Annotated in this window: 25 protein-coding genes; 13 read left to right on the top strand and 12 right to left on the bottom strand. The window is 63.2% G+C overall.

Annotated elements, in window-relative coordinates; translation table 11 throughout:
• Window positions 1-41 precede the first annotated feature (41 nt).
• From H7688_RS09275 to H7688_RS09295, 5 genes are all read left to right on the top strand, one after another.
• Complete coding sequence (locus tag H7688_RS09275) at window positions 42-1,514, top strand: ATP-binding protein (protein ID WP_183360785.1); 1,473 nt, start codon at window positions 42-44, stop codon at window positions 1,512-1,514.
• On the top strand, window positions 1,511-2,182 hold the full coding sequence (locus H7688_RS09280; protein ID WP_183360786.1) for a response regulator: 672 nt from the start codon (window positions 1,511-1,513) through the stop codon (window positions 2,180-2,182). The genes H7688_RS09275 and H7688_RS09280 overlap by 4 nt, the downstream gene beginning before the upstream one ends.
• A 325-nt stretch (window positions 2,183-2,507) precedes the next feature.
• The gene (locus H7688_RS09285) at window positions 2,508-2,687 is read left to right on the top strand and encodes a hypothetical protein (RefSeq protein ID WP_183360787.1); all 180 of its coding nucleotides are present in this window, start codon (window positions 2,508-2,510) and stop codon (window positions 2,685-2,687) included.
• A gap of 32 nt (window positions 2,688-2,719) precedes the next feature.
• Window positions 2,720-3,214 carry a chemotaxis protein CheW gene (locus H7688_RS09290; RefSeq protein ID WP_183360788.1) on the top strand — a complete coding sequence of 165 codons (495 nt, stop codon included), beginning with the start codon at window positions 2,720-2,722 and terminating at the stop codon, window positions 3,212-3,214.
• 208 nt (window positions 3,215-3,422) lie between these two features.
• Window positions 3,423-5,102, top strand: a complete 1,680-nt coding sequence (locus H7688_RS09295; RefSeq protein ID WP_183360789.1) for a methyl-accepting chemotaxis protein — start codon at window positions 3,423-3,425, stop codon at window positions 5,100-5,102.
• Window positions 5,103-5,371: 269 nt separating this feature from the next.
• Here the strand turns inward: H7688_RS09295 and H7688_RS09300 are convergent, their stop codons facing one another.
• From H7688_RS09300 to metH, 5 genes are all read right to left on the bottom strand, one after another.
• Complete coding sequence (locus H7688_RS09300; protein ID WP_183360790.1) at window positions 5,372-5,680, bottom strand: hypothetical protein; 309 nt, start codon at window positions 5,678-5,680, stop codon at window positions 5,372-5,374.
• Between the two features lie 93 nt (window positions 5,681-5,773).
• Window positions 5,774-6,427, bottom strand: a complete 654-nt coding sequence (locus H7688_RS09305) for a CBS domain-containing protein (RefSeq protein ID WP_183360791.1) — start codon at window positions 6,425-6,427, stop codon at window positions 5,774-5,776.
• Window positions 6,428-6,651: 224 nt separating this feature from the next.
• On the bottom strand, window positions 6,652-7,065 hold the full coding sequence (locus H7688_RS09310; RefSeq protein WP_183360792.1) for a bacteriohemerythrin: 414 nt from the start codon (window positions 7,063-7,065) through the stop codon (window positions 6,652-6,654).
• A 52-nt stretch (window positions 7,066-7,117) separates the two neighbouring features.
• On the bottom strand, window positions 7,118-8,065 hold the full coding sequence (locus tag H7688_RS09315) for a YbgA family protein (RefSeq protein ID WP_183360793.1): 948 nt from the start codon (window positions 8,063-8,065) through the stop codon (window positions 7,118-7,120).
• Between the two features lie 157 nt (window positions 8,066-8,222).
• Entirely contained in the window at window positions 8,223-11,684 is a 3,462-nt protein-coding gene (metH, locus tag H7688_RS09320) for a methionine synthase (RefSeq protein WP_183360794.1), read from the bottom strand.
• 377 nt (window positions 11,685-12,061) lie between these two features.
• Between metH and H7688_RS09325 the strand changes: the two genes are divergently transcribed.
• The gene (locus H7688_RS09325) at window positions 12,062-12,247 is read left to right on the top strand and encodes a MerR family transcriptional regulator (protein WP_183360795.1); all 186 of its coding nucleotides are present in this window, start codon (window positions 12,062-12,064) and stop codon (window positions 12,245-12,247) included.
• Between the two features lie 60 nt (window positions 12,248-12,307).
• The gene (locus H7688_RS09330; protein WP_183360796.1) at window positions 12,308-12,841 is read left to right on the top strand and encodes a MerR family transcriptional regulator; all 534 of its coding nucleotides are present in this window, start codon (window positions 12,308-12,310) and stop codon (window positions 12,839-12,841) included.
• 195 nt (window positions 12,842-13,036) lie between these two features.
• Here the strand turns inward: H7688_RS09330 and H7688_RS09335 are convergent, their stop codons facing one another.
• From H7688_RS09335 to H7688_RS09345, 3 genes are read right to left on the bottom strand one after another with little or no spacing between them, the layout of a single operon-like run.
• Window positions 13,037-14,344 (bottom strand): Na+/H+ antiporter NhaC family protein, encoded by a 1,308-nt coding sequence (locus tag H7688_RS09335; protein WP_183360797.1) that lies wholly within the window; start codon window positions 14,342-14,344, stop codon window positions 13,037-13,039.
• 29 nt (window positions 14,345-14,373) lie between these two features.
• A complete protein-coding gene (locus tag H7688_RS09340) occupies window positions 14,374-14,841 on the bottom strand; it encodes a hypothetical protein (protein ID WP_183360798.1) in 468 nt (155 codons plus the stop codon).
• Window positions 14,842-14,873: 32 nt separating this feature from the next.
• Entirely contained in the window at window positions 14,874-15,749 is an 876-nt protein-coding gene (locus H7688_RS09345; protein WP_183360799.1) for a methylenetetrahydrofolate reductase, read from the bottom strand.
• Window positions 15,750-16,226: 477 nt separating this feature from the next.
• Here H7688_RS09345 and H7688_RS09350 point away from each other — a divergent pair, with 477 nt between their 5' ends.
• Window positions 16,227-17,864, top strand: a complete 1,638-nt coding sequence (locus tag H7688_RS09350) for an ABC-F family ATP-binding cassette domain-containing protein (protein WP_183360800.1) — start codon at window positions 16,227-16,229, stop codon at window positions 17,862-17,864.
• 182 nt (window positions 17,865-18,046) lie between these two features.
• Here H7688_RS09350 and H7688_RS09355 read toward each other — a convergent pair whose 3' ends face one another.
• The 4 genes from H7688_RS09355 to H7688_RS09370 form a co-directional block, all read right to left on the bottom strand.
• Entirely contained in the window at window positions 18,047-19,483 is a 1,437-nt protein-coding gene (locus tag H7688_RS09355) for a phytoene desaturase family protein (protein ID WP_183360801.1), read from the bottom strand.
• Between the two features lie 76 nt (window positions 19,484-19,559).
• Entirely contained in the window at window positions 19,560-20,168 is a 609-nt protein-coding gene (locus H7688_RS09360) for a MarC family protein (RefSeq protein ID WP_183360802.1), read from the bottom strand.
• 412 nt (window positions 20,169-20,580) lie between these two features.
• Complete coding sequence (locus H7688_RS09365; RefSeq protein ID WP_183360803.1) at window positions 20,581-21,567, bottom strand: NAD(P)H-quinone oxidoreductase; 987 nt, start codon at window positions 21,565-21,567, stop codon at window positions 20,581-20,583.
• A 124-nt stretch (window positions 21,568-21,691) separates the two neighbouring features.
• Entirely contained in the window at window positions 21,692-22,021 is a 330-nt protein-coding gene (locus tag H7688_RS09370) for a hypothetical protein (protein WP_246329764.1), read from the bottom strand.
• 181 nt (window positions 22,022-22,202) lie between these two features.
• Here H7688_RS09370 and H7688_RS09375 point away from each other — a divergent pair, with 181 nt between their 5' ends.
• From H7688_RS09375 to H7688_RS09395, 5 genes are all read left to right on the top strand, one after another.
• A complete protein-coding gene (locus H7688_RS09375; RefSeq protein WP_183360805.1) occupies window positions 22,203-22,946 on the top strand; it encodes a YebC/PmpR family DNA-binding transcriptional regulator in 744 nt (247 codons plus the stop codon).
• Between the two features lie 386 nt (window positions 22,947-23,332).
• Window positions 23,333-23,827 (top strand): crossover junction endodeoxyribonuclease RuvC, encoded by a 495-nt coding sequence (gene ruvC, locus H7688_RS09380; protein ID WP_183360806.1) that lies wholly within the window; start codon window positions 23,333-23,335, stop codon window positions 23,825-23,827.
• A gap of 62 nt (window positions 23,828-23,889) precedes the next feature.
• The gene (gene ruvA / locus H7688_RS09385) at window positions 23,890-24,492 is read left to right on the top strand and encodes a Holliday junction branch migration protein RuvA (protein ID WP_183360807.1); all 603 of its coding nucleotides are present in this window, start codon (window positions 23,890-23,892) and stop codon (window positions 24,490-24,492) included.
• Window positions 24,493-24,577: 85 nt separating this feature from the next.
• Window positions 24,578-25,591: a Holliday junction branch migration DNA helicase RuvB gene (gene ruvB / locus H7688_RS09390; protein ID WP_183360808.1), complete on the top strand. Its 1,014-nt coding sequence runs from the start codon at window positions 24,578-24,580 to the stop codon at window positions 25,589-25,591.
• A 201-nt stretch (window positions 25,592-25,792) separates the two neighbouring features.
• Window positions 25,793-26,506 carry a DnaA/Hda family protein gene (locus tag H7688_RS09395; RefSeq protein WP_183360809.1) on the top strand — a complete coding sequence of 238 codons (714 nt, stop codon included), beginning with the start codon at window positions 25,793-25,795 and terminating at the stop codon, window positions 26,504-26,506.
• Window positions 26,507-26,511: the final 5 nt, after the last annotated feature.

The raw sequence follows: 26,511 nt of genomic DNA on the forward strand, positions 1-26,511 counted from the left end.
GAGGGTGCCCCAACAACGCACCGGCTACTTACGGGTGAGCCATGAAACTGATGATCAAATACCGGCTCTTTCTGGCCATGCTGGCCGCCACCGGCGCGGTGGTGCTCTGCATGTTCCTCATCATGCAGTGGAGCATCGGCCGCGGCTTCCTGGCCTACGTGAACACCATCGAGAAGGAGCGGGTCGACAGGCTCGCCCAGGTGCTGGAGCAGTCCTACGCGACCAAGGGGAGCTGGGACTTCCTGCGCGACGACCCGGGGCAGTGGTTCAGCCTCATCGATTCCACCCTGCCGCGCGAGCTGATCGGTGCGGAGCCCCCGGAGCGCCGGGAACGCCGGATGGCCCGCCGGGCCCAGATCCTCAAGGAGCGGGGGTTCACGAGCCTCACCAGCCAGCAGCCCCCACCGCATGCGCCGCACCGCTTCGAGTCGCGGGTGGTCCTTCTGGACGCTTCCTACCGCAGGGTGGCCGGCCCCGCCAGTATCCCGGAGCGGGTGACCCTGAAGAAGCTGAGTAACGACGACACGGTGGTGGGCTACCTGGGGCTGTTGCCGCGGCTGAGGCTCACCGAGCGCCACCAGCTGGTCTTCGTGCAGCAACAGCAGCTCGCCATGGCGCTCATCGCCGGGGTGATGCTGCTCGTCTCGGCGGCCATTTCGCTGCCGCTGGCCAACCGCCTGGTGCACCCGATCAAGAAACTCGCCGCCTCGCTGCACCGCCTCGCCTCGGGGGCCTTCGAGACCCGGGTGACCGTGGGGCCCTTGGACGAGCTGGGGCAACTGGCCCGCGACTTCAACACCCTGGCGCTCTCCCTGGAGAAGAACGAGCAGGCGCGCCGGCTCTGGGTGGCCGACATCTCGCACGAACTGCGTACCCCGCTCTCGATCCTGCGCGGCGAGATCGAGGCGATCCAGGACGGGGTGCGCGAGGCGGGGCCCGAGTCCATGCGCTCGCTGCACAGCGAGGTGCTCAGGCTCTCCCGCCTGGTGGACGACCTCTACCAGCTCTCCCTGTGCGACATCGGCGCCCTAAGCTACCGCAAGAGCGACCAGGACCTGGTCCCGCTTCTGGACGACTCGGTCGGCTCCTTCGTCAGCGAGTTCGAGCAGAAGGGGATCACCCTCACGGCCGAGCTCCCGAGCGCGCGCCCCTGCCGCATCTTCGCCGACCCGATCCGGTTGCAGCAGCTCTTCGACAACCTTTTGGACAACTCCCTCAAGTACACCGACCCCGGCGGGAAGCTGGTGGTCCGGCTGGAGTGCCACACCGACCGGGCGCTCGTCACCCTGTCCGACTCCGCACCCGGAGTCACCCCCCAGGAGCTCGAGCGCCTCTTCGACCGGCTCTACCGGGTGGAGAGTTCGCGCAACCGTGCCCTGGGGGGCGCCGGCCTCGGGCTCGCCATCTGCAAGAGCATCGTCGAGGCTCACGAGGGGACCATCGACGCACTCCCCTCCCCTCTCGGGGGGATCCTGATCCGCATCGAACTACCGATTACCGGGAGCAGACCATGAACCAGCACATTCTGATCGTCGAGGATGAAGAGAAACTCGCCTCCCTCCTGGGGGACTACCTGAAGCAGGCTGGGTTCGAGTCGAGCCGGCTCGAGGACGGGCTCGCGGTGCTCCCCTTCGTGCGCCAGCGCATGCCCGACCTGATCCTGCTCGACCTGATGCTCCCCGGGCGCGACGGCCTGGAGATCTGCAAGGAGATCCGCGGCTTCTCCGAGGTCCCCATCATCATGATCACCGCGCGCGTCGAGGAGATCGACCGCCTTTTGGGGCTGGAACTGGGGGCCGACGACTACATCTGCAAGCCGTTCAGCCCGCGCGAGGTGGTGGCCCGGGTCAAGTCGGTCCTGCGCCGCACCGGCGAGCACCAGGCTCCGGTCACGGGGGGGCTCTCCCTCGACCCGGAGCGCTACCAGGCGCTCTTGCACGGCCAGGACCTGGAACTCACCGCGGTGGAGTTCAAGCTTTTGCACTTTCTTTTTCAAAACCCCGGGCGCATCTACTCGCGCACCCAGCTCATGGATCGCATCTACTCGGACCAGCGCATCGTAAGCGACCGGACCATCGACAGCCACATCAAGAAGCTGCGCAAGAAACTCTCCGCAGTGGCACCGGACCAGGAGCTGATCCACTCGATCTACGGGGTGGGCTACAAGTTCGAGGCCCCCTAGAGCACCCGACGGCACGGGTTCGACACCCTCTCGGCCCGGTGCACCCGATCCCTTTAACGCAGCACACACGGTCACAGCGGCGCCCCCCAACGCCCCGGTGACCGTCTTTTTTTCTCCTGCGCTCGGGGTCTCCCCGCCGTACTCGCAAAATTCTCCCCGCATCCGTATATCTCCTAAAGTCTTCGGACAATCAACCGATTGTGGTAGGAAAGGTACCTACAAATGGCTCAGCCATCGGCACCCTTTTGGTTCAGCATTTACGGCCGGCACCCGGGATGACCAGAGAGTTGCCCTGCCGAGTCCCAGATCAGGCAAGGAGTTCGAGATGCTGAAGCAGCAGAAACCGGCCCCGGACCGTAAGGGTCCCCCGCAGGCGACCCGGCAGTTGATCCGGGCCAAAGCGGCACCGACCCCGGGCGAGATAGCCCTCCTGCACCGCCAGGCGGTGCACTGCGAGTTGCAGGCAGAGGAGACGGTTGAGGACCAGGAACTGGAACGATTCTAGGCGACGGGGCGGGCCCCGAAAGGAGAGCAGAGATGGCAGAGCAAAGTGGCGTGGAAGCCGGGCAGTACCTTACCTTCACCCTGGACAGCGAGACCTTTGCCTTGGACATCCACAAGGTCCGCGAGGTGCTGGACCTGACCGAGGTCACCAAGGTACCCCAGACCCCGGCGTTCATGCGCGGGGTGATCAACCTGCGCGGCAACGTGGTGCCGGTACTGGACCTGAGGCTCAAGTTCGGGTTGCCGGTGACCCCGCAGACCGTGCATACCTGCATCATCATCGTCGAGGTGACCCTTGCGGGGGAGACCCTGGTATTGGGGGCGATGGCCGACTCGGTCCAGGAGGTGCTCAATCTCGAACCGGATCAGATCCAGCCCCCGCCCCGTATCGGCACCGGTCTCAACCTCGACTTCATTCGCGGCATGGGGAGGCGCGGGGACGACTTCGTCATGATCCTCGATGTGGACGCGGTGTTCTCTTCCGGGGAACTGGAATGTACGTACGGTGAGATGACAGAAGCAGCCTGAACGGCTGACAGAGGCACGGCACGGAAAGAACCTGCCAAACCGGGAACCGTGGTGGAAAGTTGAACCGTCGTGGTGGTCTTCCCCATTTGAGTTGTCTGTGAGAGTTTGCGCCTTTTTTTGTCTTAAGTTTCCCACACGGGCTGTCGATGAATGACAAAGAAGTTGCTGTTCATTCAACACGGTTCAACCATCGACAGGAGGGTGTACCATGCTCAAGAACATGAAGATCGCCACCAGGCTCGCGCTGGCCAACGGCGTCCTGCTGCTCATCATGGCGGGACTCATCTGGGTCAGCATCGCCAACATGGCCCAGATCGAGGCGAACCTCGACCGGATCGTCACCGTCAACAACGTCCGGATCGAGTTGAGTAACGACATGGCCGACTGCATCCGCGAGGTCTCCATCAACCTGCGCAACATCCTCCTGGACCGTAATGTGGAGAAGCGCCAGGAGTACCAGAAGCGGATCGGGGAGTGGCGCGAGAAATACAGCGAAGCGGCCAAAAAGGTGACCGAGCTCACCGGCAAGGACGACACCAAGGGGCACGAGCTGCTGGCCAAGGTGGGCGCGGCCGGGGAGAAGGCACGGCCGCTCAACACCAAGGTGATGGACCTCGCACTTGCCGGCAAGGATGTCGAAGGGATCGACCTGATGAACAAGGAGGCGCGCCCGGCGGTTCGCGCCTGGCTCACCAACATCGACGAGCTGGGAGAGCACTGCAGGGCACGCAACAAGCTGCGCTACGAACAGGCCCAGGAGGCCTACCACAGCGCACGTAACCTGATGTTCGCACTCGGCGCCCTGGCCTTCGTGCTCGCCGGCACCATCACCTTCCTCCTGGCACGTTCCATCACCCGCCCGCTTGCCCAGGCGGTCGAGGTTGCGGACAGGCTCTCGCAGGGGGACCTCACCATGGAGGTCAAGGCGCAGAGCACCGACGAGACCGGCCAGCTCCTCGCGTCGATGGGCTCCATGCTGGAGCGTCTGAGGGAGATCGTCGCCGAGGTGAGCTCCGCGGCGGACAACGTGGCCTCCGGGGCGAGCGAGCTCTCGGCGAGCGCGGAAACCATGTCGCAGGGGGCCAGCGAGCAGGCGGCCGCCGCCGAGGAGGCCTCCTCCTCCATGGAGGAGATGTCCTCCAACATCAGGCAGAACGCGGACAACGCCCTGCAGACCGAGAAGATCGCGGTGAAGTCCTCGACCGACGCCCAGGAGGGGGGACAGGCGGTAGCGCATACCGTGGACGCCATGAAGGAGATCGCCACCAAGATCAACATCATCGAGGAGATCGCCCGGCAGACCAACCTCCTCGCGCTGAACGCGGCCATCGAGGCGGCCCGGGCCGGTGAGCACGGCAAGGGGTTCGCGGTGGTGGCAAGCGAAGTGAGAAAGCTGGCCGAGCGGAGCCAGCAGGCGGCGGCAGGCATCCTGGAGCTCTCCTCGAACTCGGTGCAGATCGCCGAAAAGGCCGGGACCATGCTCTCCACCATGGTGCCGGACATCCAGAAGACCGCCGAGCTGGTGCAGGAGATCAGCGCCTCGAGCCGCGAGCAGGACACCGGCGCCGAGCAGATCAACAAGGCCATGCAGCAGCTCGACCAGGTAATCCAGCAAAACGCCTCGGCAGCCGAGGAGATGTCCTCGACCGCGGAAGAGCTCTCGAGCCAGGCGGAGCAGCTCCAGGCGAGTATCGGCTTCTTCAACACGGGTGACGGCAACCGCCGCCAGGCCACCCGCCGCCCCGCCAAGAGCGCCGCGCCGGTGAAGCGGAGCGCCTCCTTGACGAAACCGGCGCACGCGACCAAGGTCACCCGCTCCGCGGGGTTCGATGTCGAGCTGGATGAGACGGCGCACGACCTGCAGGACGATGCCTTCATGAAGTACTAGCGGTAACCGTTTCCCTCAACAACAAAGCCGGGGTGGCGCTTTAAAGCGCCACCCCGGCTTTGTTATTCTTCAGAGATTTCGGTTACTGTCCTGCCCGGGTTCCCCCCTTTTCCAAGGGGGAACGTTGGGCTGCCAGCAGTGGTTGAGAGCAACCATATGCGCGCTTTCTGGAATTACCGGATGAACCTTTGAGAGGGGAACAGGGGGGGATTTGTTTAGGGGTGTTGATGGCCAAAGGGGCCGCCCCTCGGGCATCGCTCCCTATCCTTCTAGAGGAGCTGCACCTCGCTCACCCGCACGATGAGGAGCGCCTGGCGGAAGATCACGGTGAGCTGCTGGCGGTAGCCCTGCCACCAGTCGCGGTCCAGGGTGTCGGTCATCACCTCGTAGATCACGATGTCGTCATGCACCGTGGTCTCCCGGGTCTCCTTCCAGAGGCCGCGCGCCGGGGAGCGCATGTAGGTGGTGATGCCGCCGAAACGCTCCGAGAGTTCGTCGCGCACCCGCAAAAAGAGTTCCTGCCCGAACGGCTTTCCCTCGTTGTCGTAGAGCGGCAACAGGATCTGGATCAGGTGCATGGTGTGGGCTCCCTTAAGGTATGAGGTCCGCTGCGGACCGCAAAAAGGGGCGCACCTGAACGGCACGCCCCGCGTTTTCTCCAGCACCCCCGGTTACGGGGCCTCGCGCACGTCCAGGATCTCGCGCACGTGCAGGCGCATCACCTCGACGAGCTTGTCTTTCGCGACCCCCTGCACCTTGAAGGTGTTCACCCAGGTACCGTCCGCCGCTCCCTGCACCTCGGAAAAGCCCAGGCCGACGATGTCGCCCCCAACCTCGTAGATGGCGCTGGTGATCTCGGCCAGGGTCCCCTTGGCACCGGAGGTGGCCACGGTGATGCGCACCCCGGGACGGCGCCCCCCGAGAAGCTGCAGGAGGGTCTTGAAGAGGTCCGACTCGGAGATGATCCCCACCAGCTCGCTGCCGCGCAACACCGGGAGACCGCCGATCCGGCTGTCGGCCATGACGCGGGCCGCCTCCTCGAGGGGGGTGTCCTCCTGGACCATGATCACCTCACGGGTCATGATCTTTTCCACGGTGAGCTTGGCCAAAAGTTCGTGGATCTCCCAGATGGCGAGCGTGGTGGCGGGAGACGGCGAGGCCAGAAGCAGGTCGCGATCGGACACGATCCCGATCACCCCCCCCTGGGCGTCCACCACCGGCAGGCGCCGGATCTTCCGTTCACTCATCAGGCGCAGCGCATCGGTTACCGACACCTCCGGCGTGATGGTAACGGGGTTCAACGTCATTCTGTCTCGGACAAGCATAGCAACCTCCTTTGGTTTGCTTACGTAACTGGATCGGGTGCTTGGCACCGGTACCGTTCATGCCACATCAAAAAGTCGCGAGATAAAGGTCTGTTGTTGGAACTATGCCATCCGATTCTGACACTGTCCACACCAAATACAGTATAACAGATGTCGGAAAAGGAACAACGGTGAACTAGAAGCATTCACGTATACAGCTAGTGTTGGTGCACCGCTGTCTTTGTTCAGGGAGCATAGCTGCCGACACCGTGCAGGTAGTCCACCAGTTCCTGGTCCATCTGCCTGAAATGGCGGTGCAGCCATTCGCACATAAGGTTCAGCGACTCCACGATGAGGGTGGTGCTGGTCCCGTCTTTGAGGTAGCGCGCTTCCAGTTCCGTCACCTGGGCGTAGAAGGCCTGGTGCTCCGCCCGGTGCGCGGCATAGCCGGGGTAGCCGCTGTCGAGCTGCAGCTTTTCCTCGTCGCGGAAGTGCCGGCGCACGTAGCGCTTGAGAAACCAGAAGAGCTTGCTGATCTCTTCGGCCATGCGCTGTTCGCGGCAGGCCAGCAGGAGATCCGCCACCTTGTTCAGGAGGTCGCGGTGCTGGTTGTCCACCTCCTCGTTGCCGGTGGCCATCCAGTCGTGCCACGCGGTCATACGCGGGGGGGACTTAAGCTCCGTGGCATCGTGGGGTCGGGGGATACTGGAGTCAGACATGGTTTCTCAGGGCAAGCTCGGTGGGATGGGGACTCAGGTAGAGTTGGCCTCTCAGGTACTGGTCGTTGAACTTGAGGCAGTAGTGCTTGAGCATGGTGACCGGGACGACCTGGGGGACCAGGTGGTCGTGGTACTGGCGGATCAAATCGAGGAGTTCTTCCTTCTCCTCGCGGCTCAACCCGGCCTTGAAGTACCCCATGATGTGCATGAGCACGTTGGTGTGTTTCTTCACGGTGGCGATGAGCGCCAGGGCCATCATGAGGAGCTCCTCGTAGCGCTGGAAGAGTTCCACCTTCTTGAGCTGCTTGCCGTTTCCGACCAGGGCCCCCAGTTCGCGGTAGATGGTCGGGCTGTGCGCCATGACCAAGAGCTTGTGCGCGGTGTGGAACTTGACCAGGTCCCCCAGGTCCGGTTCCCCGGCCAGGAAGGCCTTCCAGCGCGCGTAGGTGAAGACCCGCTCGATGAAGTTCTCGCGCAGCACCGGGTCGCACAGGCGCCCCTCCTCCTCGACCGGCAGGAAGGGGAACTGGCGCACCACCTCGGCGGCGAACAGGCCGCGGCCGTTTTTGGCCGGCATGCCGTTGTTGTAGACCTTGACCCGGTGCAGCCCGGAGCTCGGGGAGTTCTTCTTGAAGATGAAGCCGCAGAGTCCTGCGTCCTTGAGCGCCGCCACCCGCTCGCGGCAGAAGGCGTGCATCTGCCCGGTCTTGTCCTGGCGGCTCTTCACGGTGACCAGGCGGGGGTTCGCCGGGTCACCCTCCAGACGCATCGCCTCGCGGGGGACCGGCATGCCGCATTCCACCTCGGGACAGACCGGCACGAACTGGAAGAACCTTCCCAGGGTCCCGGTTATGTAGTGATCGTGGCGGTGCCCGCCGTCGTAGCGAACCTTCTCTCCCAAAAGACAGGAACTGATCCCCACGGTAATCGGGTCATTCATGCTGTAATTGCTCCGGGTTAGCTGAAAAATAAACCTCACTCCTGCGAGGTTTTCATTATGCCAGAATGCGCCAGCCGCGCAATGGCTAATTAGAGAAAATGACGTCGGCAGATCAACTATCGGGAAGCGGCCGGCCGGCTGTCGGAAGTCCCCGTGGTCAGCGCACCACGCTGAAGTAGCGCCCCTCCGGGTGGTGGAAGACCAGGGCCGAGACACTCGCCTCGGGGTCCATCATGTACCCTTCGGTGAGTGCCACCCCGATCCGGGAGGGGTCGAGGAGCGCGAAGAGCTTCTCCTGGTCGGCGAGTTCCGGACAGGCCGGGTAGCCGAAGGAGACCCGGATCCCCTGGTAGTCGGCGTTGAGGATCCCCTTCATGGTGAGCGACGGGTCGTCGACGATCCCCCAGGCGTCGCGCAGCCGCCGGTGCAGCCACTCGGCGGTCGCCTCGGCAAGCTCCAGAGCCAGGGCCTGCAACAGGTGGCACTCGAGGTACTCGCCGGCCTGTTTGAGCCGTTCGGACTCCTGGCGCACGCCCAGCCCGCAGGTAACCGTGAAGAGCGCCACGTTGTCGAGCTCTCCCGAGCTTTTGGGACGGGCGAAGTCGGCCAGGCAGAGCCGCTCGCCGCCGGCCTGGCGCGGGAAGCTGAAGCGCATGATCTCGGCGCCGGACCCCTCCGGGTCGTAGAGGATCAGGTCGTCCCCCTCGCCCGAGGCGGGGTAGAACCGGTAGAGCGCCTGGGGGCGGACCAGCCCGTTCTGTTCTATCTTCTCGAGCATCCGGTTTACCTGGCCGTGCAGCTTGACTGCCTTCTCGTCCCCCGCGGCCAGGAGCTTGTCCGGCACGCCGATGAGCCCCAGGTGCTTGCTGTAGAGCATCTGGCGGTTCAGGTAGGGGAGGATGCGCCCGAGCGGGATGTCCCGCAGGATGTGGGTCTCGAAGTCCGGCGGGGACAGGATGGGGGCGTCGGCGCGTACCGCGGAGCGGGCCGGCACCTCCCCCGCAGCCTCCTGGGTGGCACGCTGCGGGGCAGGTCCCCCCGCTTCCTGCTGGCGCCGGGAGAGTTCGGCAAGCAGCTCGCCGCGCCGGGAGGGGTCGCTCAGCTGGTTCACGAGATCGAGCCCGTTCATGGCGTCCTTCGCGTAGAGCACCGGCCCCCCGTACTCGGCGGCGATCCGGGTGTCGGCGAACTTCTTGGAGAGTGCGGCCCCCCCCACGAGCAGCGGGATGTCGATCCCCGCGGCCTTCAGGTCGGCGGCGCTGACCGCCATCTGCTGGGCGCTCTTCACCAGGAGCCCGGAGAGCCCCAGGTAGTCGGGCTTCTCGCGCCGGCAGGCCTCGATGAGCACCTCGGGGGGGACCTTGATCCCCAGGTTCACCACCTCGAACCCGTTGTTGGAGAGGATGATCTCCACCAGGTTCTTGCCGATGTCGTGCACGTCCCCCTTCACCGTGGCGAGCAAGAGCTTCGCCTTCGCGTGGCTCTCGCTCTTCTCCATGAAGGATTCCAGGTAGGCGACCGCCGCCTTCATCGCCTCGGCGCTCTGCAGCACCTCGGCCACGATGAGCTGGTTGTCGTTGAAGAGCCTTCCCACTTCGGCCATGCCGGCCATGAGCGGCCCGTTGATGATGTCGAGCGGCCGGTCGCCGCGCTCGAGCGCCGCCTTCAGGTCGTCGGTGAGCCCTGCCTTGGTGCCGTCGACGATGTAGCGCGGCAGCCGCTCGTCCAGGGGGAGTTCGGCGGCCGGCGCCCGCTCCACCGGCGCCCGGTCCCGAAAGGCTGCGGCGAAGGCGGCCACCGGGTCCGCGCCGCGCCAGAAGATGAGGTCCTCGGCGAGGCGGCGCTCCTCCTCGGGGATCGCGGCGTAGCGCTCGAGCTTCTCGGTGTTGACTATCGCGTAGGTGAGCCCGGCCTTGACGCAGTGGTAGAGAAAGACCGCGTTCAGGACCTCGCGGCCGGCGGCGGGGAGGCCGAAGGAGACGTTGGAGATCCCGAGGATGGTGGCGCACTGCGGGAAGGCCTCGGCTATCAGGCGCACCCCCTCGATGGTCTGCTCGGCGGAGCCGATGTAGTTCTCGTCGCCGGTCCCCACGGGAAAGACCAGCGGGTCGAAGATGAGGTCCTCGGGGCGCAGCCCGTACTCGCCGGTCAAAAGGTCGAAGGAGCGGCGCGCCACCTCGAGCTTGCGCTCGGCCGTGAGCGCCATGCCGTGCTGCGGGTCGTCGTCGATGCAGCCGACCACCACGGCGCCCCCGAAACGCCGCAAGAGCGGGGTCACCTGCTGGAAGCGGACCTCGCCGTCCTCCAGGTTGATGGAGTTCACCAGGCATTTCCCCTGCAGCCTCTTCAGGGCGAGCTCGAGGACCGCCGCGTCGGTCGAGTCGATCATGATGGGGACCCGCACCTTGTTGGGGAGGTAGTCGAGGATGCGGCTTAGGTCGGCGGCCTCGTCGCGGTCCGGGTTGGCCACGCAGACGTCGATCACCTGGGCCCCCCCCTTCACCTGGGCCCGGGCTATCTCGCTCCCCTCCTCGAAGCTCTCGGCGATGACCAGGTTCTTGAAGCGCCGCGAGCCGATCACGTTGGTGCGCTCCCCGACCAGGACCGGGCGCAGCTCGTCCTCGACGAAGAGCGCCTCGGTGCCGGAGACCACCCGGCGCCGGGAGGAGACCGGGATGCGCGGCGCTTTCCCCTGGACCATCTCGGCGATCGCCCTGATGTGCGCGGGAGTGGTGCCGCAGCACCCCCCGACCAGGTTGAGCCAGCCGGCGTCGACGAAGCGGGCGAGCTTGCCGGCAAGTGAAGCGGGGGTTTCGGCGTAGTGGCCGTTCTCGTCGGGAAGTCCGGCGTTGGGGTAGACCGAGACCGCGCAGCTGGCAAGTGCCGCGAGGCTTCTCAGGTGGTCGGTCATGAACTCGGGGCCGGTGGCGCAGTTAAGTCCCACGCTTAAAAGTCCCAGGTGGTCCTCCAGGTGGGAGATGCTCGCGTAGAGCGCCTCGATGCTCTGGCCGGCCAGCATGCTGCCGGTCGGCTCGATGGTGCCCGAGATCATGAGCGGCACCCGGCACCCCGCCTTCTCGAAGGCGCGCGCGATGCCGTCGGCGGCGGCTTTCAGGTTCGAGGTGTCCTGGGCGGTCTCCAGCAACAGGAGGTCGACCCCGCCGGCCAAAAGCCCCAGCGCCTGTCCCTCGAAGGCGTGGGAGAGTTCCTCGAAGGTAACCCCGCCGGTCACCGAGATGCTGCGGGTGGTGGGCCCCATGGAGCCGGCCACGAAGCGCGGGCGCTCGGCGCTGGTGAAGGCGGCACAGGCCTTGCGGGCGAGTTCCGCGGCAGTGCGGTTCAGTTCGAAGGCCTTGTCGGCGATGCCGTACTCGGCCAGCACGATGCTGGTGCCGCCGAAGCTGTTGGTCTCGATGATGTCGGCGCCGGCCTCCAGGTAGGAGCGGTGGATCTCCTCGATGACGTCGGGGCGGGTCAGCACCAGCATTTCGTTGCACCCTTCGTAGGCGGCGCCGCCGAAGTCCTCGGCGGTCAGGTGGCGCTCCTGCAGTTGGGTGCCCATGGCACCGTCGATGACCAGAATACGGCGGGCGAGTTCGGCGCTGATGGGGTGGGTCATGGGTTACTCCGTTAGCGGCACCGGTTCGGTGCTCGGTTCAGGCGAACTTCGTTCATTAGTTTGGCTTCCCAAGGGGAAGCTGCTCGGGGGGCCGGCGGCGCCACCTCAGGCGGCGCCAACCTCAGGCAGGTACTAAAAAGTATCGGCAGGAATTTCGGCCTCATGAATTTTGCCACTTGGCAAGGCGCCTGGCAATCTGCCGCAAACATTTATTTTCACGTGCGGTTGGTGCGGAGAGTCGACGGTGGCACAAGGGCGCGAGTTGTGGCACTATGTGGCTCCACATTTTTTCTTGACCCGACTACAGCTTCACACTGTAGGCTCGGTTTCAGTCACGGCCATGACGACACAGAAAACGACCCAAAGGAGATTTGACGATGGAAAAGAAAGTGACGGTCGAGGAGTGGGTAGCACGGTTTCGGGCCATCGGGCTTGACGACGCGGCAATGGAGAAGTGGCACCGCCTCTTCGAGCAGCAAAACCCGGAAGGGCACCAGAGCTTCCTTGCCTGGCTGGGACTGCCGGAGGCGCGCATCGCCGAGGTACGCACCAAGTTCAAGTAACCGGTAAGACCACGGGGTCTCCGGTTTCCGGACCGGAGGCCCCTTCCCCAGGGAGACCCCATGTACCAGATCACGCAGCTGGCGCGGCAGTTCGGCCTGTCGCGCAGCACGCTCCTCTACTACGACCGGATCGGGCTCTTGTCCCCTTCCCTGCGCTCCTGCGCCAACTACCGCAGCTATTCGGAGGCGGACCGGGAGCGCCTGGAGACCATCTGTTCGCTTAAGCAGGCCGGCCTGGACATCGCCGGCATCCGGGCGCTCCTCGAACAGGCCCCCACCGGCACGGCGACCGTTTTGCAGCGCCGCCTGCACCAGATCGCGGCCGAGATCCACGCACTGCAGACCAAGCAGCGCCTCCTGGCGGGGATGCTGCGGCTCTCGGGAGAGGGGGGGCCGAAATCGGCGGTGGACAAGGAGATGTTCGTGGAGATGCTGAGGGCCTCCGGGATGGACGACGAGGCGATGCACCAGCTGCACATCGAGTTCGAGCGCCGCGCGCCCCAGGCGCACCACAACTTCCTGCTCTCGTTGGGGATCGCCGAGCCGGAGGTGCAGAGGATCCGCGCCTGGTCGCAGGGGAAGATCGGGGACTAGGGACTGGGGACTGGGGACTGGGGACTGGGGACTGGGGACTGGGGACTGGGGACTGGGGACTGGGGACTGGGGACTGGGGACTGGGGACTGGGGGCTGGGGACTAGGGACTGGGGACTGGGGACTAAGGGCTGGGAATCTGGCACCACTCTGGAACGCTCGAGGGGACAGGCAGTTGGGGAAGCAGTCCCCTTGTTTCAGGCGAAGAAGAGGGCGTAACAGGTGAGGTAGCTGAGCTGGCAGGCGGCCACCACCCAGCCGTTTTTCAGCATGGAGCGCATGTCCTCGGAACCGGCGAAGCCGAGAGAGCTCACCATGTTGGCGCCGGGGAAGACGAAGTTGTTCACCCGGGTCGCCACCACGAGCGCCACCGACCAGGCGAGCATCGAAACGCCGTAGCGCGACAAAAGCGGCATGAACATCTCGTTCAACAGCTTCAGGGTCGCCACGGTCGCCCCCGAAATGCCGAAGGCACCCAGGAACCCGCCGGTCACCACGATGGCCGAGCGCCCCCCGATCTCCATGCCGGGCTTCAAAAGCGTTCCCAGGGCGGCGAAGCCCCCGGCCTTCTCCACGAAGCCGATGAAGGGGTCGAGCAGCAAAAAAAGCAGGAAGAGCCCGACGTTGCCGGCCATCCCCTGAACGATGAGGCGCAGGACCTCGTCCAGGCTCAAGCCCCCGGTAAGTCCGGTGACGAAGGAGAGCCCCAGCATGATGACGATGACGAAGGAGGTCGGGGCGTGGAAGACGATCCCCCAGATGGCGGCTGCGAGGAAACAGAGGGTGAAGACCGTGGTGGCGCGCCGTGAGGCGGGGGTCGGTTCGAAGCGCTCCAGGTCCTCGGGGAGCCGGTAGGCCTCGGTGGCCTGGGTGCGCCGCTGGATGCGCTGCACCATGAACCAGGTGGCGCTGAAGGTGATGAGGGCGACCGGACCGGAGACGTAGAGGAGCATCTCGCCGTAGCCCAGCTTGGTGAGCCCCAAAAGGGTGATGACCGGCGGGGTGAAGGGGCCCAGGATGAGCGCCTCCTCCCCTACCGCCTGGAAGATGACGGCGACCGTGGAGCGGGAGAGTCCCACCGCGGCCGCAATGGGGACGACGATCGGGGCGATGATGGCGTTGCCGCCGGCCATGGTCCCGAGAAGCCCCACCATGACGAGGCAGGCGGTCATGATGCCGAGGAGCGCCTTTTTCTGGCTGTCGATCCCGATGCCGTGGATGATCCGGTGCACGATGGTGTGCGAGACGCCGGTCGCCGCCAGAACCTCACCCAGCCCCCGCCCCAGCATGATGATGAGCCCCACCATGGCGAGGAACGACCCCATCGCCGAGGCGAGCGCCTGCCCGAAGGAGAGCAGGGTCTGGTGGCTTAAAAGCGCCCCCAGCACCACGCCGAGCACCGTTGCGGTCAAGACCTCCACGCCGCGAAACACCAGCACCACGTAGACCAACAGCGGCAAAAGCCCCGCCAGCCCCCAGATAAGCGAGCTCGATTCAACATGCATGGGGAGCACTCCTCGACACCAGTACCCGGTCAGTTGGCCGGCACAAGCTTCAGCGCCGCCAGCTGCTGCTCCAGGCGCGCGATCTCTTCCTCGTCCCGGGTCACTTCCTCGAGTTTCTTGTAGTAGGCTGCCCGGTAGGGCGCCGGGTTGCTCAACGGGGTTTTGGTGACGTAGGGGTTGTCCTCGACGGTCACCTTCCCCTTGGCCCGTTTCTTTTCGTACTCCTTGATCTCGGCCGCAGTCGGGGTGCGCCCCTTGGCTACCAGCCAGCGATGGCGCAGCTTGGCGAGCTCGGCCTGCTTGGCGGGGAGCGCATCCTTGAGCGTCTTAAGCTCGAGGGCGAGCGCTTCGGAGCGGCTGGAGGAACGTGCCGCGGTCCCCTTAGCGGCCGGTTCGGCGGCGGTCTTGCCACCCTCGGTCGCGCAGTGCGCGGCGGAAGCTGCGGCTGCCACCCAGATGAGGGCGGCCAGGATTGCGCTGGCGAATTTCTTGTTCATGGTCCTCCTCCCGCGCGTGGTGCTCCCCCGGGTCAGGCCGGGAGCAGTCCGTCGACGAGTTCCAGGATGGCTTGGTCGCGGTTCAGGGTGTAGAGGTGCACGCCGGGCGCACCGGCAGCCAACAGTCCCTCGGCCTGGTGCCGGGCGTGGGCGATCCCCAGTTTCTGCACGGCAGCCGCCCCCCCTGCCCGATCCGCCTCCTCGAGCCTGGCCAGGAACTCGGGGGGGATGCTCGCGCCGCACAAGGAGACGATGCGCCGGATCACCTTGAGGCTCACCACCGGAAGGATCCCCGGGATGATCGGCTTTTCCACCCCAAGGGCGCGGGCGCGGGCCACGAAATCGAAGTAACTCTGGTTGTCGAAGAAGAGCTGGGTGATCACGAAGTCCCCCCCGAGTTCCAGCTTCTTCTGCAGGCAGGCGAGGTCATGCTCGGGGCTCAGCGCCTCGGGATGGGTCTCGGGATAGCCGGCGACACCGATCCCCATCTCGGGATGGGCCTCGCGGATGAAGGAAGCCAGGTCCGAGGCGTGCGACAGCGTGCGGCAGACCGAGACCTCCGGGCCGGCATCCTGGGGGAGGTCACCCCGCAGCGCCAGGACGTTGTAGACCTCCGCGCTCGCCAGCTCGTCCAGGAACTGCCGCAGCGCGGCGTGGTTCGCCCCGATGCAGGTCAGGTGCGCCATGCTCTCCAGGCCGTGTTCGCGCTTCAGGCGGGTCACGATCTCCAGGGTGTCCCCCTGGCTGCTCCCCCCCGCGCCGTAGGTCACCGAGGCGAAGAGCGGGTTCAGCCGGGTCAGGCGCTCGGCGACCTTGAAAAAGTTGGGCCACTCGTTTTTCTCTTTGGGGGGAAAGAACTCCAGGGAGAGAAACTGCTTCCCCTGGTTCATCTGGTCGACGATTTTCATGGATGCTCCGGATCCCACTCCGGTTCTTGCCGAAAAGCGGGTGATGATTGGCGAGTGGCAGATTGCCACATTGCTCGAGATAAATACAAGGTTTTTTAACGCATTCCCGGCAGGAAAAGGCGGTTTGGAAGCACCAGGTTGCCACGGAGGTAACAGGCTGTTTTCTCCATGGCAGCTTCGCCACCCCCTACCCCCCTCCCGCAAGGGGCGGGGGACTCGCGGGCTTGAACTGTTCCAGCCGGGTGGCGCGGGATCCGTACACGCATCGGCTCCGGGGGGAATTTCTTGACTGCGGGAGCCTGAGAGAACTAACGCGGCCGGTGGGCGGGGCGTACCGAGGACCCCAGGCGGGGCTAACTGCGTATGACGCCGAAAAAAACGTTGCCGCACCGGCTTTATTAATGCTATACATACTTGCTTACGCGACCACGGGTCCACCCTGTGGTCGTTTCATTTTGCCCAAAGAGAGAAACCACCATGATTACTGCAACAAACGTCACCCTGTCCTACGGAAAGAGGGTCCTCTTCAAGGACGTCAACATAAAGTTCACCCCCGGCAACTGCTACGGCCTGATCGGGGCCAACGGCGCCGGGAAATCCACCTTCCTGAAGATCCTCTCCGGCGAGATCGAAGCGGACAAGGGTGAGATCAGCGTCGGCAAGGGGCGCATCGCGGTCCTCAAGCAGGACCAGTTCGCCTACGACGAGCACACCGTACTGAACACCGTGATCATGGGGCACAAGAAACTCTACGAGGTGATGGCCGAGCGCGAGGCGATCTACTCGAAGCCCGAGTTCTCCGAGGAGGACGGCATCCGCTCCGCAGAGCTCGAATCTGACTTCGCCGAGATGAACGGTTATGAAGCAGAGAGCGAGGCGGCGGTACTGTTGAACGGCCTGGGGATCCCCGAGGAGCTGCGCGGCAAGCTCATGAAGGAACTGGAAGGTGGCGAGAAGGTGCGCGTGCTTTTGGCCCAGGCGCTTTTCGGCAACCCGGACGTACTCCTCTTGGACGAGCCGACCAACCACCTGGATCTCAAATCCATCTCCTGGCTCGAGGAATTCCTGTTCCGCTTCCAGAACACCGTGATCGTGGTTTCCCACGACCGTCACTTCCTGAACCAGGTCTGCACCCATATCGCAGACATCGACTTCAGCCGGATCCAGGTCTACGTCGGCAACTACGACTTCTGGTACCAGGCGAGCCAGCTGAACCTGAAGCAGCGCCAGGACGACGCCAAGAAGACCTCGGACAAGGCCGAGGAGCTGAAGGCGTTCATCCAGCGCTTCAGCTCGAACGCCTCGAAGGCCAAGCAGGCCACCTCCAGGAAGAAGCTCCTCGAGAAACTCACCGTGGAGGACATGCCGGTTTCCTCGCGCAAGTACCCCTGGGTGGTGTTCAAGCCCGAGCGCCCCTGCGGTGACATCATCCTCGAGGTGAAGGGGCTCTCGAAGAGCGTGGACGGCGTCGAGATGTTCAAGGACTTCGACCTCATGGTGAGAAAGGGGGACAAGATCGCCTTCGTGGGGGCCAACTCCCTCGCCAAATCCATCTTCTTCCAAATCCTGGCCGGCGAGATCGAGCCGGACGCCGGTACCTTCCGCTGGGGCCAGACCATCACCAACGCCTACTTCCCGAAGGAGAACGGCGAGTACTTCAAGGGGGACTACAACCTCATCGAGTGGCTGTTGCAGTACTCCCCCCCCACCGAAGGGGAGAGCTTCGCGCGCGGCTTTTTGGGACGCATGCTCTTCTCCGGCGAGGAAGCCACCAAGAAGACCAGCGTGCTCTCCGGGGGCGAGCGGGTGCGCTGCATGCTGTCGCGCATGATGCTGACCGGCGCGAACGCCATCATCCTGGACGAGCCGACCAACCACCTCGACCTCGAGTCGATCACCGCCTTGAACAACGGACTCATCTCCTACACCGAGGTGGTGCTCTTCGCCTCCCACGACCACGAGTTCGTCTCCACCGTGGCGAACCGGATCGTCGAGTTCACCCCGGGCGGCGGTTACCTCGACCGGACCATGCAGTTCGACGACTACCTGGAGAGCGCCGAGGTCAATGCGGCCCGCGACCAGCTCTGTAACGGTCACGCGGAGCTCAGCCTGTAAGAGACACCGCAATATCGAAGACACGAAAAAAGGGTTCCTCACGGGGAACCCTTTTTTCGTCTTCCGGCTGGGTCATTGAAGGTCTGCCACGGAGACACGGAGCACGCGGAGAAAAGCAATCCTTTTTACGGCAAGACCTCGTATTCTGGACGTTCTCCGTGACTCCGTGGCAGATTCCTCGTTTACCTGCCAAGCCTTTCCAAGGCCAGTTGTGCGGCGTGGTAGCCGCACATGCCGTGCACGCCGCCGCCGGGAGGGGTCGAGGAAGAACAGAGGAAGATGCGGCTGTCCGAGGTGGCATACGGGTGCGGTCCGATAATGGGACGCGCCAGGATCTGGTTCAGGTCCTGGACACCGCCGTTGATATCGCCACCGATGCAGTTCGCGTTGTAACGCTCGAAGCCGGCACAGTCGCGCACCGAGCGCGCCAGGATCAGCTCCCGGAACCCCGGGGCGAAACGCTCGACCTGGCGTTCGATCCGCTCGGTCATGTCCACGGTCGAGCCGTTGGGGACATGGCAGTAGGCCCAGCCGGTCTGTTTTCCCTCGGGAGCCCGTGACGGATCGAACAGGCTCTGCTGGGCAAGCAGCACGAAGGGGCGCTCGGGATGGCTCCCCTGCCAGACCTCCTTCTCGCCCGCCGCGATCTCCTCCAGAGTCCCGCCCAGGTGCACGGTCGCCGCCCGGCGACACTCTTCCGCACGCCAGGGAATCGGTCCGGAGAGCGCCCAATCCATCTTGAAGACACCCGGACCGTAACGGTAGGACTCGAGCTGCTGTCGGTAGCCCGGCGTGAAGCGGGACCCGGCTATCGTGAGAGCCTGACGCGGTGTTACATTGAGGAACATCAGCTCTTTACCGGAAGTAGCGTTCAGTGATCGAACAGCCTCACCGGTGACGATCTTCCCTCCCAACGACTCCAGGTACCCGGCCAAGGCCATGGTAATCTGCTGCGCTCCCCCTTTGGGAAACGGCCAGCCGTTGAGATGCCCGAGCACCCCGAGGATGAGACCGAAGGCTGCCGAACCGGCACGGTCCAGGGAGAGAATGGAGTGTGCGGCGAGCCCGGCAAAGAGCGCCTTGGCCCGACTCTTTTGGAACCGGTTTTCGGCAAGTCCTGTGGCAGATCTCAGTCCGTGGATACCGAAGCCGGCCATGAGCAGCGGATGGGTGGGGAAATGCATGGGTGCCAGGAGCTCGGGGGCCAAAAGCTCCCACTCTTCCAGGAGCGGCCCGAAAAGCTGTTGGTAGGCGCCGCGATCTCCGGCATCGAGGGTCTCGACGGTTTTCAGGATCTCCTTGTGCAGGAGGACGGCCGTTCCGTCATCGAAGGGGTGGGCGAGCGCGGCGTCGGGGTAGATCCAGCTAAGCCCGAACCGGGACAGCGGGAGTTCTCTGAAGCAGGGGGAGGCTTCGGCAAGGGGGTGGATGGCGGAACAGGCGTCGTGCCGGAAACCGGGGAGCGTGAGTTCGAGGGTCCGGGTGGCTCCGCCGACAGTTTCGCCGGCTTCCCGCACCGTCACCGGGAAACCGTGTCGCGCCATGGTGACAGCGGCAGCAAGCCCGTTTGGTCCCGATCCGATCACCAGTACTTCCGGTTTCCCAGCGCTGGCAGCCATCCTGTCCTCCGGTTCAGCAGGCGGTAGTAGCGACGGCAGCCGGTTCGAGGCAGCTCCCTCGGCCGGTCGCCGTCTCTTATTTTACCGTCAAGAAGTTCCGGACGCCGGTGAAAACTATCTGGGCGGCGAGTGCTGCAACGAAGAGGCCCGTCAGCTTGCTGAGGATGGTGATCCCCTTCTTCCCCACCAGGTGCTCGATGAAGGAGGCGCACACCAGCAGTGCCCCGACACAAAGGACAGCAGCTGCCAGCGCGGCACAGCCAACAAAGATCTGCCAGTTCTGCTGCACCTCTGCCCCCATGACCAGCAGGGCACCGGTAGTTCCCGGACCGACCGTCACGGGGATCGCCAAGGGGACCACCGAGATGGCCTCCCGTTTCTCGCTGGGGGGAGCGCTGTCGTCGCCGTGCACCATGTGCACCGCCGAGAGGAAGAGGAGGCTGCCCGCGCCGATGCGGAAGGAGTCCAGCGTGATCCCGAACAGGGAGAACAAGGTATTGCCGAAGGAGTAAAGCACGAAGCAGGTTACGAGCACCGCGAGAGTCACCCGGATCGCAGTACTGCGGCGCTGTGCGGCGGTGAGTTCCGGCGTCATGGCCAGGAAGGTGGACAGGACGAAAAACGGCGTAAGCAGGAAGAAGAACCTGACCATGATGGTGAAGAAGTAGTTCGTGTAATCGTTCATCGTGAAGCGCTCTCTCCTTTGAGACGGGGAACCTTATACGCAGAAGAGCACAGAGTAGCACAGAGGAAAAGCTTTGACTACCGGCGTCGGCGCTGTGTCAGGTGCGTTCATACCATGATCACCTAGCCGACCCCTGGAGTCTTTCCTCTGACTGCCTCTGTGCCCCTTGTGTGGTTACTGTTAACTGCGTAAAGCAAAAGGCCGGAACAGAGATTCTTCGATTCTGGAGAGACCTACTCCCCTCTCCCTTGACGGAGGGGGCTAGGGGATGGGTGAAGCTGCCAGCAGCAATGAAGTGGCACCTTCCCCCTCACCCTGCCCCTCTCCCGCAAGGAGAGAGGGGACCCGACGTTTGCCTTTCCCTGTGTTCCTCGCCTTTTCCTCTGTGGACCTCTGTGTTGAGGCTTTTGTCTTACGCGGTCTTCAAGACGATCTTCCCGAAGTGCTTGTCCGCTTCCATCATGCCGTGAGCGGCGGCCACCTCTTCTATCGGGAACACCTTCTCGATGATCGGCACGATGCTGCGGTCGGCGAACTTCGGGATGGCGCGCCGCACGAACTCGGCGACGATCTCCCCCTTCTCGGAGACCGGACGGGAGCGCAGCACGCTGCCGATGATCGACTGGCGCTTGACCATCATAAGCGCAAGGTTAAGCTCCGCCTTGATGCCGGAGATGACGCCGATGCTGACGAGCTTCCCTTTATACCCCAGCGAGTTCATGTTGGGAGCGAGGTACTTGGCGCCCACGTGATCCAGGATCACGTCGACACCCTTCTTGTTGGTGAACTCCTTCACCACTTCCGAGAAATCCGGGGTCTCTTTGAAGTTGATCACCAGGTCGGCACCCAGCGCTTTCACCCGGTCCATTTTCTCGGGCGAGGCGGTGACGATCAGTTTTGCGTTGGGGGTGAGGGCTTTGCAGAGTTGGATGGCGGCGGTGTTCACCCCGCCTCCCCCGCCGTGCAGAATGGCCGTCTGGCCGTCCTGGAGCCCGCCGATCATGAAGACGTTGAGAAACGCGGTGATGTACGACTCGCAGACGCAGGCAGCTTCCTCGAAGCTCATCGACTCGGGGATGCGCATCAGGTGGTTCGCGTAGGCAACGGCGTACTCGGCATAACCGCCACCGCCGACCAGGGACATGACGCGGTCGCCCACCTGCCAGCCGGTGACACCAGGGCCAAGCGCTTCAACGGTGCCCGCCACCTCGAGACCGAGGATCTCGGAGTCGCCCGGCGGGGGGGGATACTTCCCTTCGCGCTGCACCAGGTCGGGGCGGTTGATGGAAGTGGCGTGCACCCGCACCAAAACCTCGTTCTCCTTGGGCACCGGTTTCTCCGCCTCACCGCACTTCAGCACCTCGATACCGCCAAACCCTTCCATCAGCACAGCTTTCATTGATATCGCCTCCTGGGATTAAATGGTCACATCAGCCGGTTCGCGCGCACACGATACCGTATACGGCGAACACTATCTCAAAATGGCCGATCAAGGGCAACGAAATTCTGCAGTTGGGTCAGGCTCAGCGGAATTTAATGGCGACGCCGCGGGCGGTCATCTCGCTGGACGGGAACAGGATGTAACTCTCGCGTTCACCCTTGATCTCGGGGTAGATCACGGCATCGGCTCCCATCTTGGCAGCCTCCTGGCGCAGGGCCTGGTAGCCCCACTCGTAGTCGGATGCCTTCAGATCGTTGGGGGCGCCATAGCGCTCACGCTGGACCGTGATCACCCCCATTTTGTCATAGGGACGCTGTACTTCCTCCTGGGACAGGACGGGCGGCAGGTTGTCGGCGGCCTTGCGGCCGGTAGTGGCGCAACCGTTGCTGAATGAGAGAACACTCAACAGCATCAACAAAAATCCAACACATTGTAACAGCTTGCAACACTGAGTCATAAATTCTCCCGTTCGGCTAAAAGCCTGTAGCTCCTGAATCCGTAACAGTTTAACCGTCATTTTCTCACTTTACAACTGTCTTTTGGCCATGTTATTATTCGACGTTTTCAATTTAACTGATGGAAAGGAAGTTCTCATGTCAGGTCATAATAAATGGAGTACCATCAAGCACAAAAAAGGTGCCGCTGACGCCAAGCGCGGCAAGGTTTTCACCAAGATCATCAAAGAGATCACCGTTGCCGCCAAGCTGGGCGGCGGGGACCCGGACGGCAACCCGCGCCTCAGGACGGCCATCGATAAAGCCAAGGCCGAGAACATGCCGAAGGACAACGTCGAGCGCGCCATCAAGAAGGGCGTCGGCGGCATGGAAGGCGTCAACTACGAGGAGACCACCTACGAAGGGTACGGTCCGGGCGGCACCGCCGTGCTCGTGGAGGTGATGACCGACAACCGTAACCGCACCGTTTCCGATGTGCGCAGCATCTTCTCCAAGTGCAACGGCAACATGGGCGAGTCCGGCTGCGTCTCCTGGCTCTTCGACAAGAAAGGGCTCCTGGTGTTCCCGAAATCGACCGACTTCGACAAACTGTTCGAGGCCGCCATCGAGGCGGGCGCCGACGACGTGGCCGACGAAGATGAGCAGTACGAGGTGCTCACCGACCCGACCGCTTTCCACGAGGTGAAGACCGCCCTCGAGGCCGCCGGGTTCAAGCCGGAGAACTCCGAAATCACCATGATCCCGCAGACCATGGTGAAGCTCGACGGCAAGAACGCCGAGAACATGCTGAAGCTCATGGACCGTCTGGAAGACAATGACGATGTCCAGAACGTCTATGCAAACTTCGACATCTCCGCTGAGGATATGGAGAAGATGATGTAACCCTTCCCTACCGGGACGGCTACTTCCACGAGACGCGGCAGAGCGGAATACACCGTCTGCCGCGTTTTTTATTTCTTCGGCTGGGGGAAGCAGAAACATAAACCCCTCTCACCGCAACGACGCAAAGACCGCAAAGAACTTCAATGGCAAGCCTATTAAACTACTCGGCCCTGCTACGTTAACGAAAAGGGCCGGACGAGGAACGTTCTAGTTCGATCTTGTGGTTTCTCTGCTTTTTGAGTTACCGGTTTTCTTCGCGTTCTTTGCGTCTTTGCGGTGCAAGGTTTTCGAGGACCTGCTACTTCTGCTACAACCGCTCTGTCATATCTGTTATACTCCGCGCGCAGATTCACCCTTGTCGACTGTTGCGTAAAGGAAGGCCTCGCATGATCATCCTGGGCATAGATCCTGGCTCCCGCAAAACCGGCTACGGCCTCATTTCCAAAGAAGGCAACCGCCTGATCCACATCGACAACGGCGCCATCTTCACCTCAAGCGCGAAGGACTTCCCCCAGCGCCTGCAGCAGATCTATTTCGGCCTCTGCGGGATCATCGAGGAGTACCAACCGACCGCCGTGGCGGTGGAGAACGTTTTCGTCGCCAAGAACGTGCAGAGTGCCCTGAAGCTTGGGCAGGCGCGCGGCGCAGCCATTGTTGCTGCAGTCTGCGGCGGCCTCTCGGTATTCGAGTACAGCGCCTCCCAGGTAAAGCAGGCAGTGGTCGGCACCGGACGCGCGGAAAAACTGCAGGTCCAGCAGATGATCAAGGTCCTGTTGAACCTGCCGGAGATCGCCCAGGAAGACGCCTCGGACGCCCTCGCCGTCGCCGTGTGTCATGCGAACTCAGCAGGAATGAACAACCTGGTGCGACTGGCGAGGTAACAAGCGCTGCCACCACCCCGGCATTTTAAGATTTCAACCTTCCCCTTGGGACGAGGCACCACATGATTGCACTGCTCACCGGCAAGATCGCTCTCAAAGCACCGGATTACATCATCCTCGACGTGAACGGCGTCGGGTACCGGGTACAGATCCCCTTCTCCACCTACTACGCGCTCCCCGCCGAGGGAAGTGCCATCTCGCTGCAGATCTACACCTCGGTGAAAGAGGACGCCATCAACCTGTACGGCTTCCGCACCCAGCAGGAGAAGGAACTCTTCCAGCTCCTGATCGGCGTCTCCGGCGTAGGTCCCAAGCTCGCCAATGCGATTCTCTCCAACAGCGAGCCGGGCGAACTGGCCGAGTCGCTGCTGCGCGGCGACCTGGTACGGCTCTCGTCGATCCCCGGGATCGGCAAGAAGACCGCCGAGCGGCTCATCCTGGAGTTGAAGGAGAAGGTGAAGAAGCTGGGGATGGCACAGGGGACGGCTCACGAAGCGGCGCCGGTGGCGGCCAGGCAGGAGATCAAGGACGACGTGCTCTCCGCACTCATCAACCTGGGCTACAAGGAAGCGGTGGTGCAGAAGGCGCTCAACGAGCTGCGCCTCGCGGAAGACGCCACGGTTGAGTCGGTGCTCAAACAGGCGCTTAAGGTGCTCATGAAGTAAAGGCCCCTTCTCTTGACCTTTGAGGGTATCTGTTATACCTTGGCTCGTCTGCCCGGTCAGGCAAGTCGCTGCAGTTTGGAGAGTTATGACCCGCGCCATCAGTGCTGAGAAAACCGAAGACGATTACCTCGAATCGACGCTGCGCCCGCGCGCGCTCGACGAGTACGTGGGGCAGGAAAAGGCCAAGGGGAATCTGGCGCTGTTCATCGATGCCGCCCGCGGCCGGGGCGAATCCCTGGATCACGTGCTGCTCTACGGTCCTCCGGGTCTCGGCAAGACGACGCTCGCCAACATCATCGCCTGCGAGATGGGAGTGAACATCAAGTCGACCTCGGGTCCGGTCATCGAGCGCCCCGGAGACCTCGCTGCCATCCTCACCAACCTGGAACCGCACGACGTCCTGTTCATCGACGAGATCCACCGGCTCTCCCATGTCGTCGAAGAGATCCTCTATCCCGCGATGGAGGACTTCCAGCTCGACATCATCATCGGCCAGGGGCCGAGCGCCCGCACCATCAAGATCGATCTCCCCAAGTTCACCCTGGTGGGAGCCACCACCCGCGCGGGGCTACTCTCCTCGCCGCTCAGGGACCGCTTCGGGGTCATCTCGCGTCTCGAGTTCTATACCCACGAAGAGCTCGCCTTTATCGTCACCCGCTCGGCCCGCATCTTTAACATGAGCATCGAGCCCGAGGGTGCCATGGAGCTCGCCCGCAGAAGCCGGGGAACACCCAGGATCGCAAACCGCCTGCTGCGCCGGGTGCGCGACTTCGCCCAGGTGCGCGCCACTGGCGTCATCACCAAGGAGGTGGCGGACCAGGCGCTCGAGCTCCTGGAAATCGACCAGATGGGGTTCGACACCATGGACCGGATGATCCTTTTGACCATCATCGACAAGTTTGGTGGCGGCCCGGTAGGTTTGGAGACCATCGCCGCAGCGATCAGCGAAGAGAGCGACACCATCGAGGACGTCTACGAGCCCTTCCTGATCCAGAACGGCTTCCTGAACCGCACCCCACGCGGCCGCGTAGCCACCCCAGCCGCGTACCAGCACTTCGGCCGGGTAGCTCCGACGCCACCGCAAGGCAAACTGTTTTAAAGGCAATTGATAATTGACAATGTCTATCCTCGCAGGGCTTAGGCTTCTTCGGTAGCCACCATCGGGGTCAAAGCTTAAACACAATAGACAGTTTTCCAACGCACAGTGCTGTGCGAACTGCAAGTAATCGTTGTCCATTGTCCATTGTTTCTCCTGCTTTTCATCGTCAATTGTCCATTGTCAATCGTCCATCGGGTTCCTATGCAGCTTATCTTCGATTTCCCCGTCACACCCCGATTCAGTTTTGACAACTTCGTGATGTGCGGCGGCAACAAGACGGCCTACCAATTCGCGCGCAAACTTGCGTCCGAAGACGGCACCGAGAACCTGCTCTACGTCTACGGCCCGGAGGGGTCAGGCAAAACCCATCTATTGACAGCTCTTGCCAACGCGATAGGTGGCAAATACCTTTCCCTGCGGGATGCCGAGGCGCTCAAACTCGGTGGTCTCTCCCCGGAGACGCCGAGGCGACTTACCGCCTTCTTCGCCGACGCCCCTGCCCTCATTCTCGATGACCTGCACCTGTTGCCCAACGACCAGGATCTGCGGGTCGAGCTCTGGGAACTGTTCAACACCTTTTATACTTCGGGGAAAAAGATAGCGATGGCCGGGCTCGTGGCGCCCAAGGAGTTGCCGCACCTGGACGGACACCTGACCAGCCGGCTCTTGTGGGGATTGGTTGCGCGCATGGACGTCTCGGACGACGACTCGCGCCGCATGATTTTGAAGAAGTTGGCGGGAGACCGGCAGATGGCGCTACCCGACGAGGTGATCGACCAGATTCTGTTACGGGTACGCCGGGATATCCCTTCCCTGGTCTACGCACTGGAGACGATCAACCGTTATTCGATCTCGACAAAGAGGAAGGTCGGGGTGAAACTAGCCAAGGAGAGTATCGACTCGCTTGAGGGGTAAGGAGT

It is taken from the genome of Geomonas limicola (assembly GCF_014193675.1).
Lineage (GTDB): Bacteria > Desulfobacterota > Desulfuromonadia > Geobacterales > Geobacteraceae > Geomonas > Geomonas limicola.

What these genes read in the sequence shown, in the direction of transcription:
- H7688_RS09375 (WP_183360805.1), top strand. Translation starts at nt 22,203, where the DNA reads ATGTCAGGTCATAATAAATGGAGTACCATCAAGCACAAAAAAGGTGCC.
- H7688_RS09335 (WP_183360797.1), bottom strand. Translation starts at nt 14,344, where the DNA reads ATGCATGTTGAATCGAGCTCGCTTATCTGGGGGCTGGCGGGGCTTTTG.
- H7688_RS09325 (WP_183360795.1), top strand. Translation starts at nt 12,062, where the DNA reads ATGGAAAAGAAAGTGACGGTCGAGGAGTGGGTAGCACGGTTTCGGGCC.
- H7688_RS09370 (WP_246329764.1), bottom strand. Translation starts at nt 22,021, where the DNA reads ATGCTGTTGAGTGTTCTCTCATTCAGCAACGGTTGCGCCACTACCGGC.
- ruvB (WP_183360808.1), top strand. Translation starts at nt 24,578, where the DNA reads ATGACCCGCGCCATCAGTGCTGAGAAAACCGAAGACGATTACCTCGAA.
- H7688_RS09310 (WP_183360792.1), bottom strand. Translation starts at nt 7,065, where the DNA reads ATGACCGCGTGGCACGACTGGATGGCCACCGGCAACGAGGAGGTGGAC.
- H7688_RS09360 (WP_183360802.1), bottom strand. Translation starts at nt 20,168, where the DNA reads ATGAACGATTACACGAACTACTTCTTCACCATCATGGTCAGGTTCTTC.
- H7688_RS09290 (WP_183360788.1), top strand. Translation starts at nt 2,720, where the DNA reads ATGGCAGAGCAAAGTGGCGTGGAAGCCGGGCAGTACCTTACCTTCACC.
- H7688_RS09285 (WP_183360787.1), top strand. Translation starts at nt 2,508, where the DNA reads ATGCTGAAGCAGCAGAAACCGGCCCCGGACCGTAAGGGTCCCCCGCAG.
- H7688_RS09350 (WP_183360800.1), top strand. Translation starts at nt 16,227, where the DNA reads ATGATTACTGCAACAAACGTCACCCTGTCCTACGGAAAGAGGGTCCTC.
- H7688_RS09315 (WP_183360793.1), bottom strand. Translation starts at nt 8,065, where the DNA reads ATGAATGACCCGATTACCGTGGGGATCAGTTCCTGTCTTTTGGGAGAG.
- ruvC (WP_183360806.1), top strand. Translation starts at nt 23,333, where the DNA reads ATGATCATCCTGGGCATAGATCCTGGCTCCCGCAAAACCGGCTACGGC.
- H7688_RS09355 (WP_183360801.1), bottom strand. Translation starts at nt 19,483, where the DNA reads ATGGCTGCCAGCGCTGGGAAACCGGAAGTACTGGTGATCGGATCGGGA.
- ruvA (WP_183360807.1), top strand. Translation starts at nt 23,890, where the DNA reads ATGATTGCACTGCTCACCGGCAAGATCGCTCTCAAAGCACCGGATTAC.
- H7688_RS09345 (WP_183360799.1), bottom strand. Translation starts at nt 15,749, where the DNA reads ATGAAAATCGTCGACCAGATGAACCAGGGGAAGCAGTTTCTCTCCCTG.
- H7688_RS09275 (WP_183360785.1), top strand. Translation starts at nt 42, where the DNA reads ATGAAACTGATGATCAAATACCGGCTCTTTCTGGCCATGCTGGCCGCC.
- metH (WP_183360794.1), bottom strand. Translation starts at nt 11,684, where the DNA reads ATGACCCACCCCATCAGCGCCGAACTCGCCCGCCGTATTCTGGTCATC.
- H7688_RS09340 (WP_183360798.1), bottom strand. Translation starts at nt 14,841, where the DNA reads ATGAACAAGAAATTCGCCAGCGCAATCCTGGCCGCCCTCATCTGGGTG.
- H7688_RS09295 (WP_183360789.1), top strand. Translation starts at nt 3,423, where the DNA reads ATGCTCAAGAACATGAAGATCGCCACCAGGCTCGCGCTGGCCAACGGC.
- H7688_RS09395 (WP_183360809.1), top strand. Translation starts at nt 25,793, where the DNA reads ATGCAGCTTATCTTCGATTTCCCCGTCACACCCCGATTCAGTTTTGAC.
- H7688_RS09305 (WP_183360791.1), bottom strand. Translation starts at nt 6,427, where the DNA reads ATGCTTGTCCGAGACAGAATGACGTTGAACCCCGTTACCATCACGCCG.
- H7688_RS09365 (WP_183360803.1), bottom strand. Translation starts at nt 21,567, where the DNA reads ATGAAAGCTGTGCTGATGGAAGGGTTTGGCGGTATCGAGGTGCTGAAG.
- H7688_RS09300 (WP_183360790.1), bottom strand. Translation starts at nt 5,680, where the DNA reads ATGCACCTGATCCAGATCCTGTTGCCGCTCTACGACAACGAGGGAAAG.
- H7688_RS09330 (WP_183360796.1), top strand. Translation starts at nt 12,308, where the DNA reads ATGTACCAGATCACGCAGCTGGCGCGGCAGTTCGGCCTGTCGCGCAGC.
- H7688_RS09280 (WP_183360786.1), top strand. Translation starts at nt 1,511, where the DNA reads ATGAACCAGCACATTCTGATCGTCGAGGATGAAGAGAAACTCGCCTCC.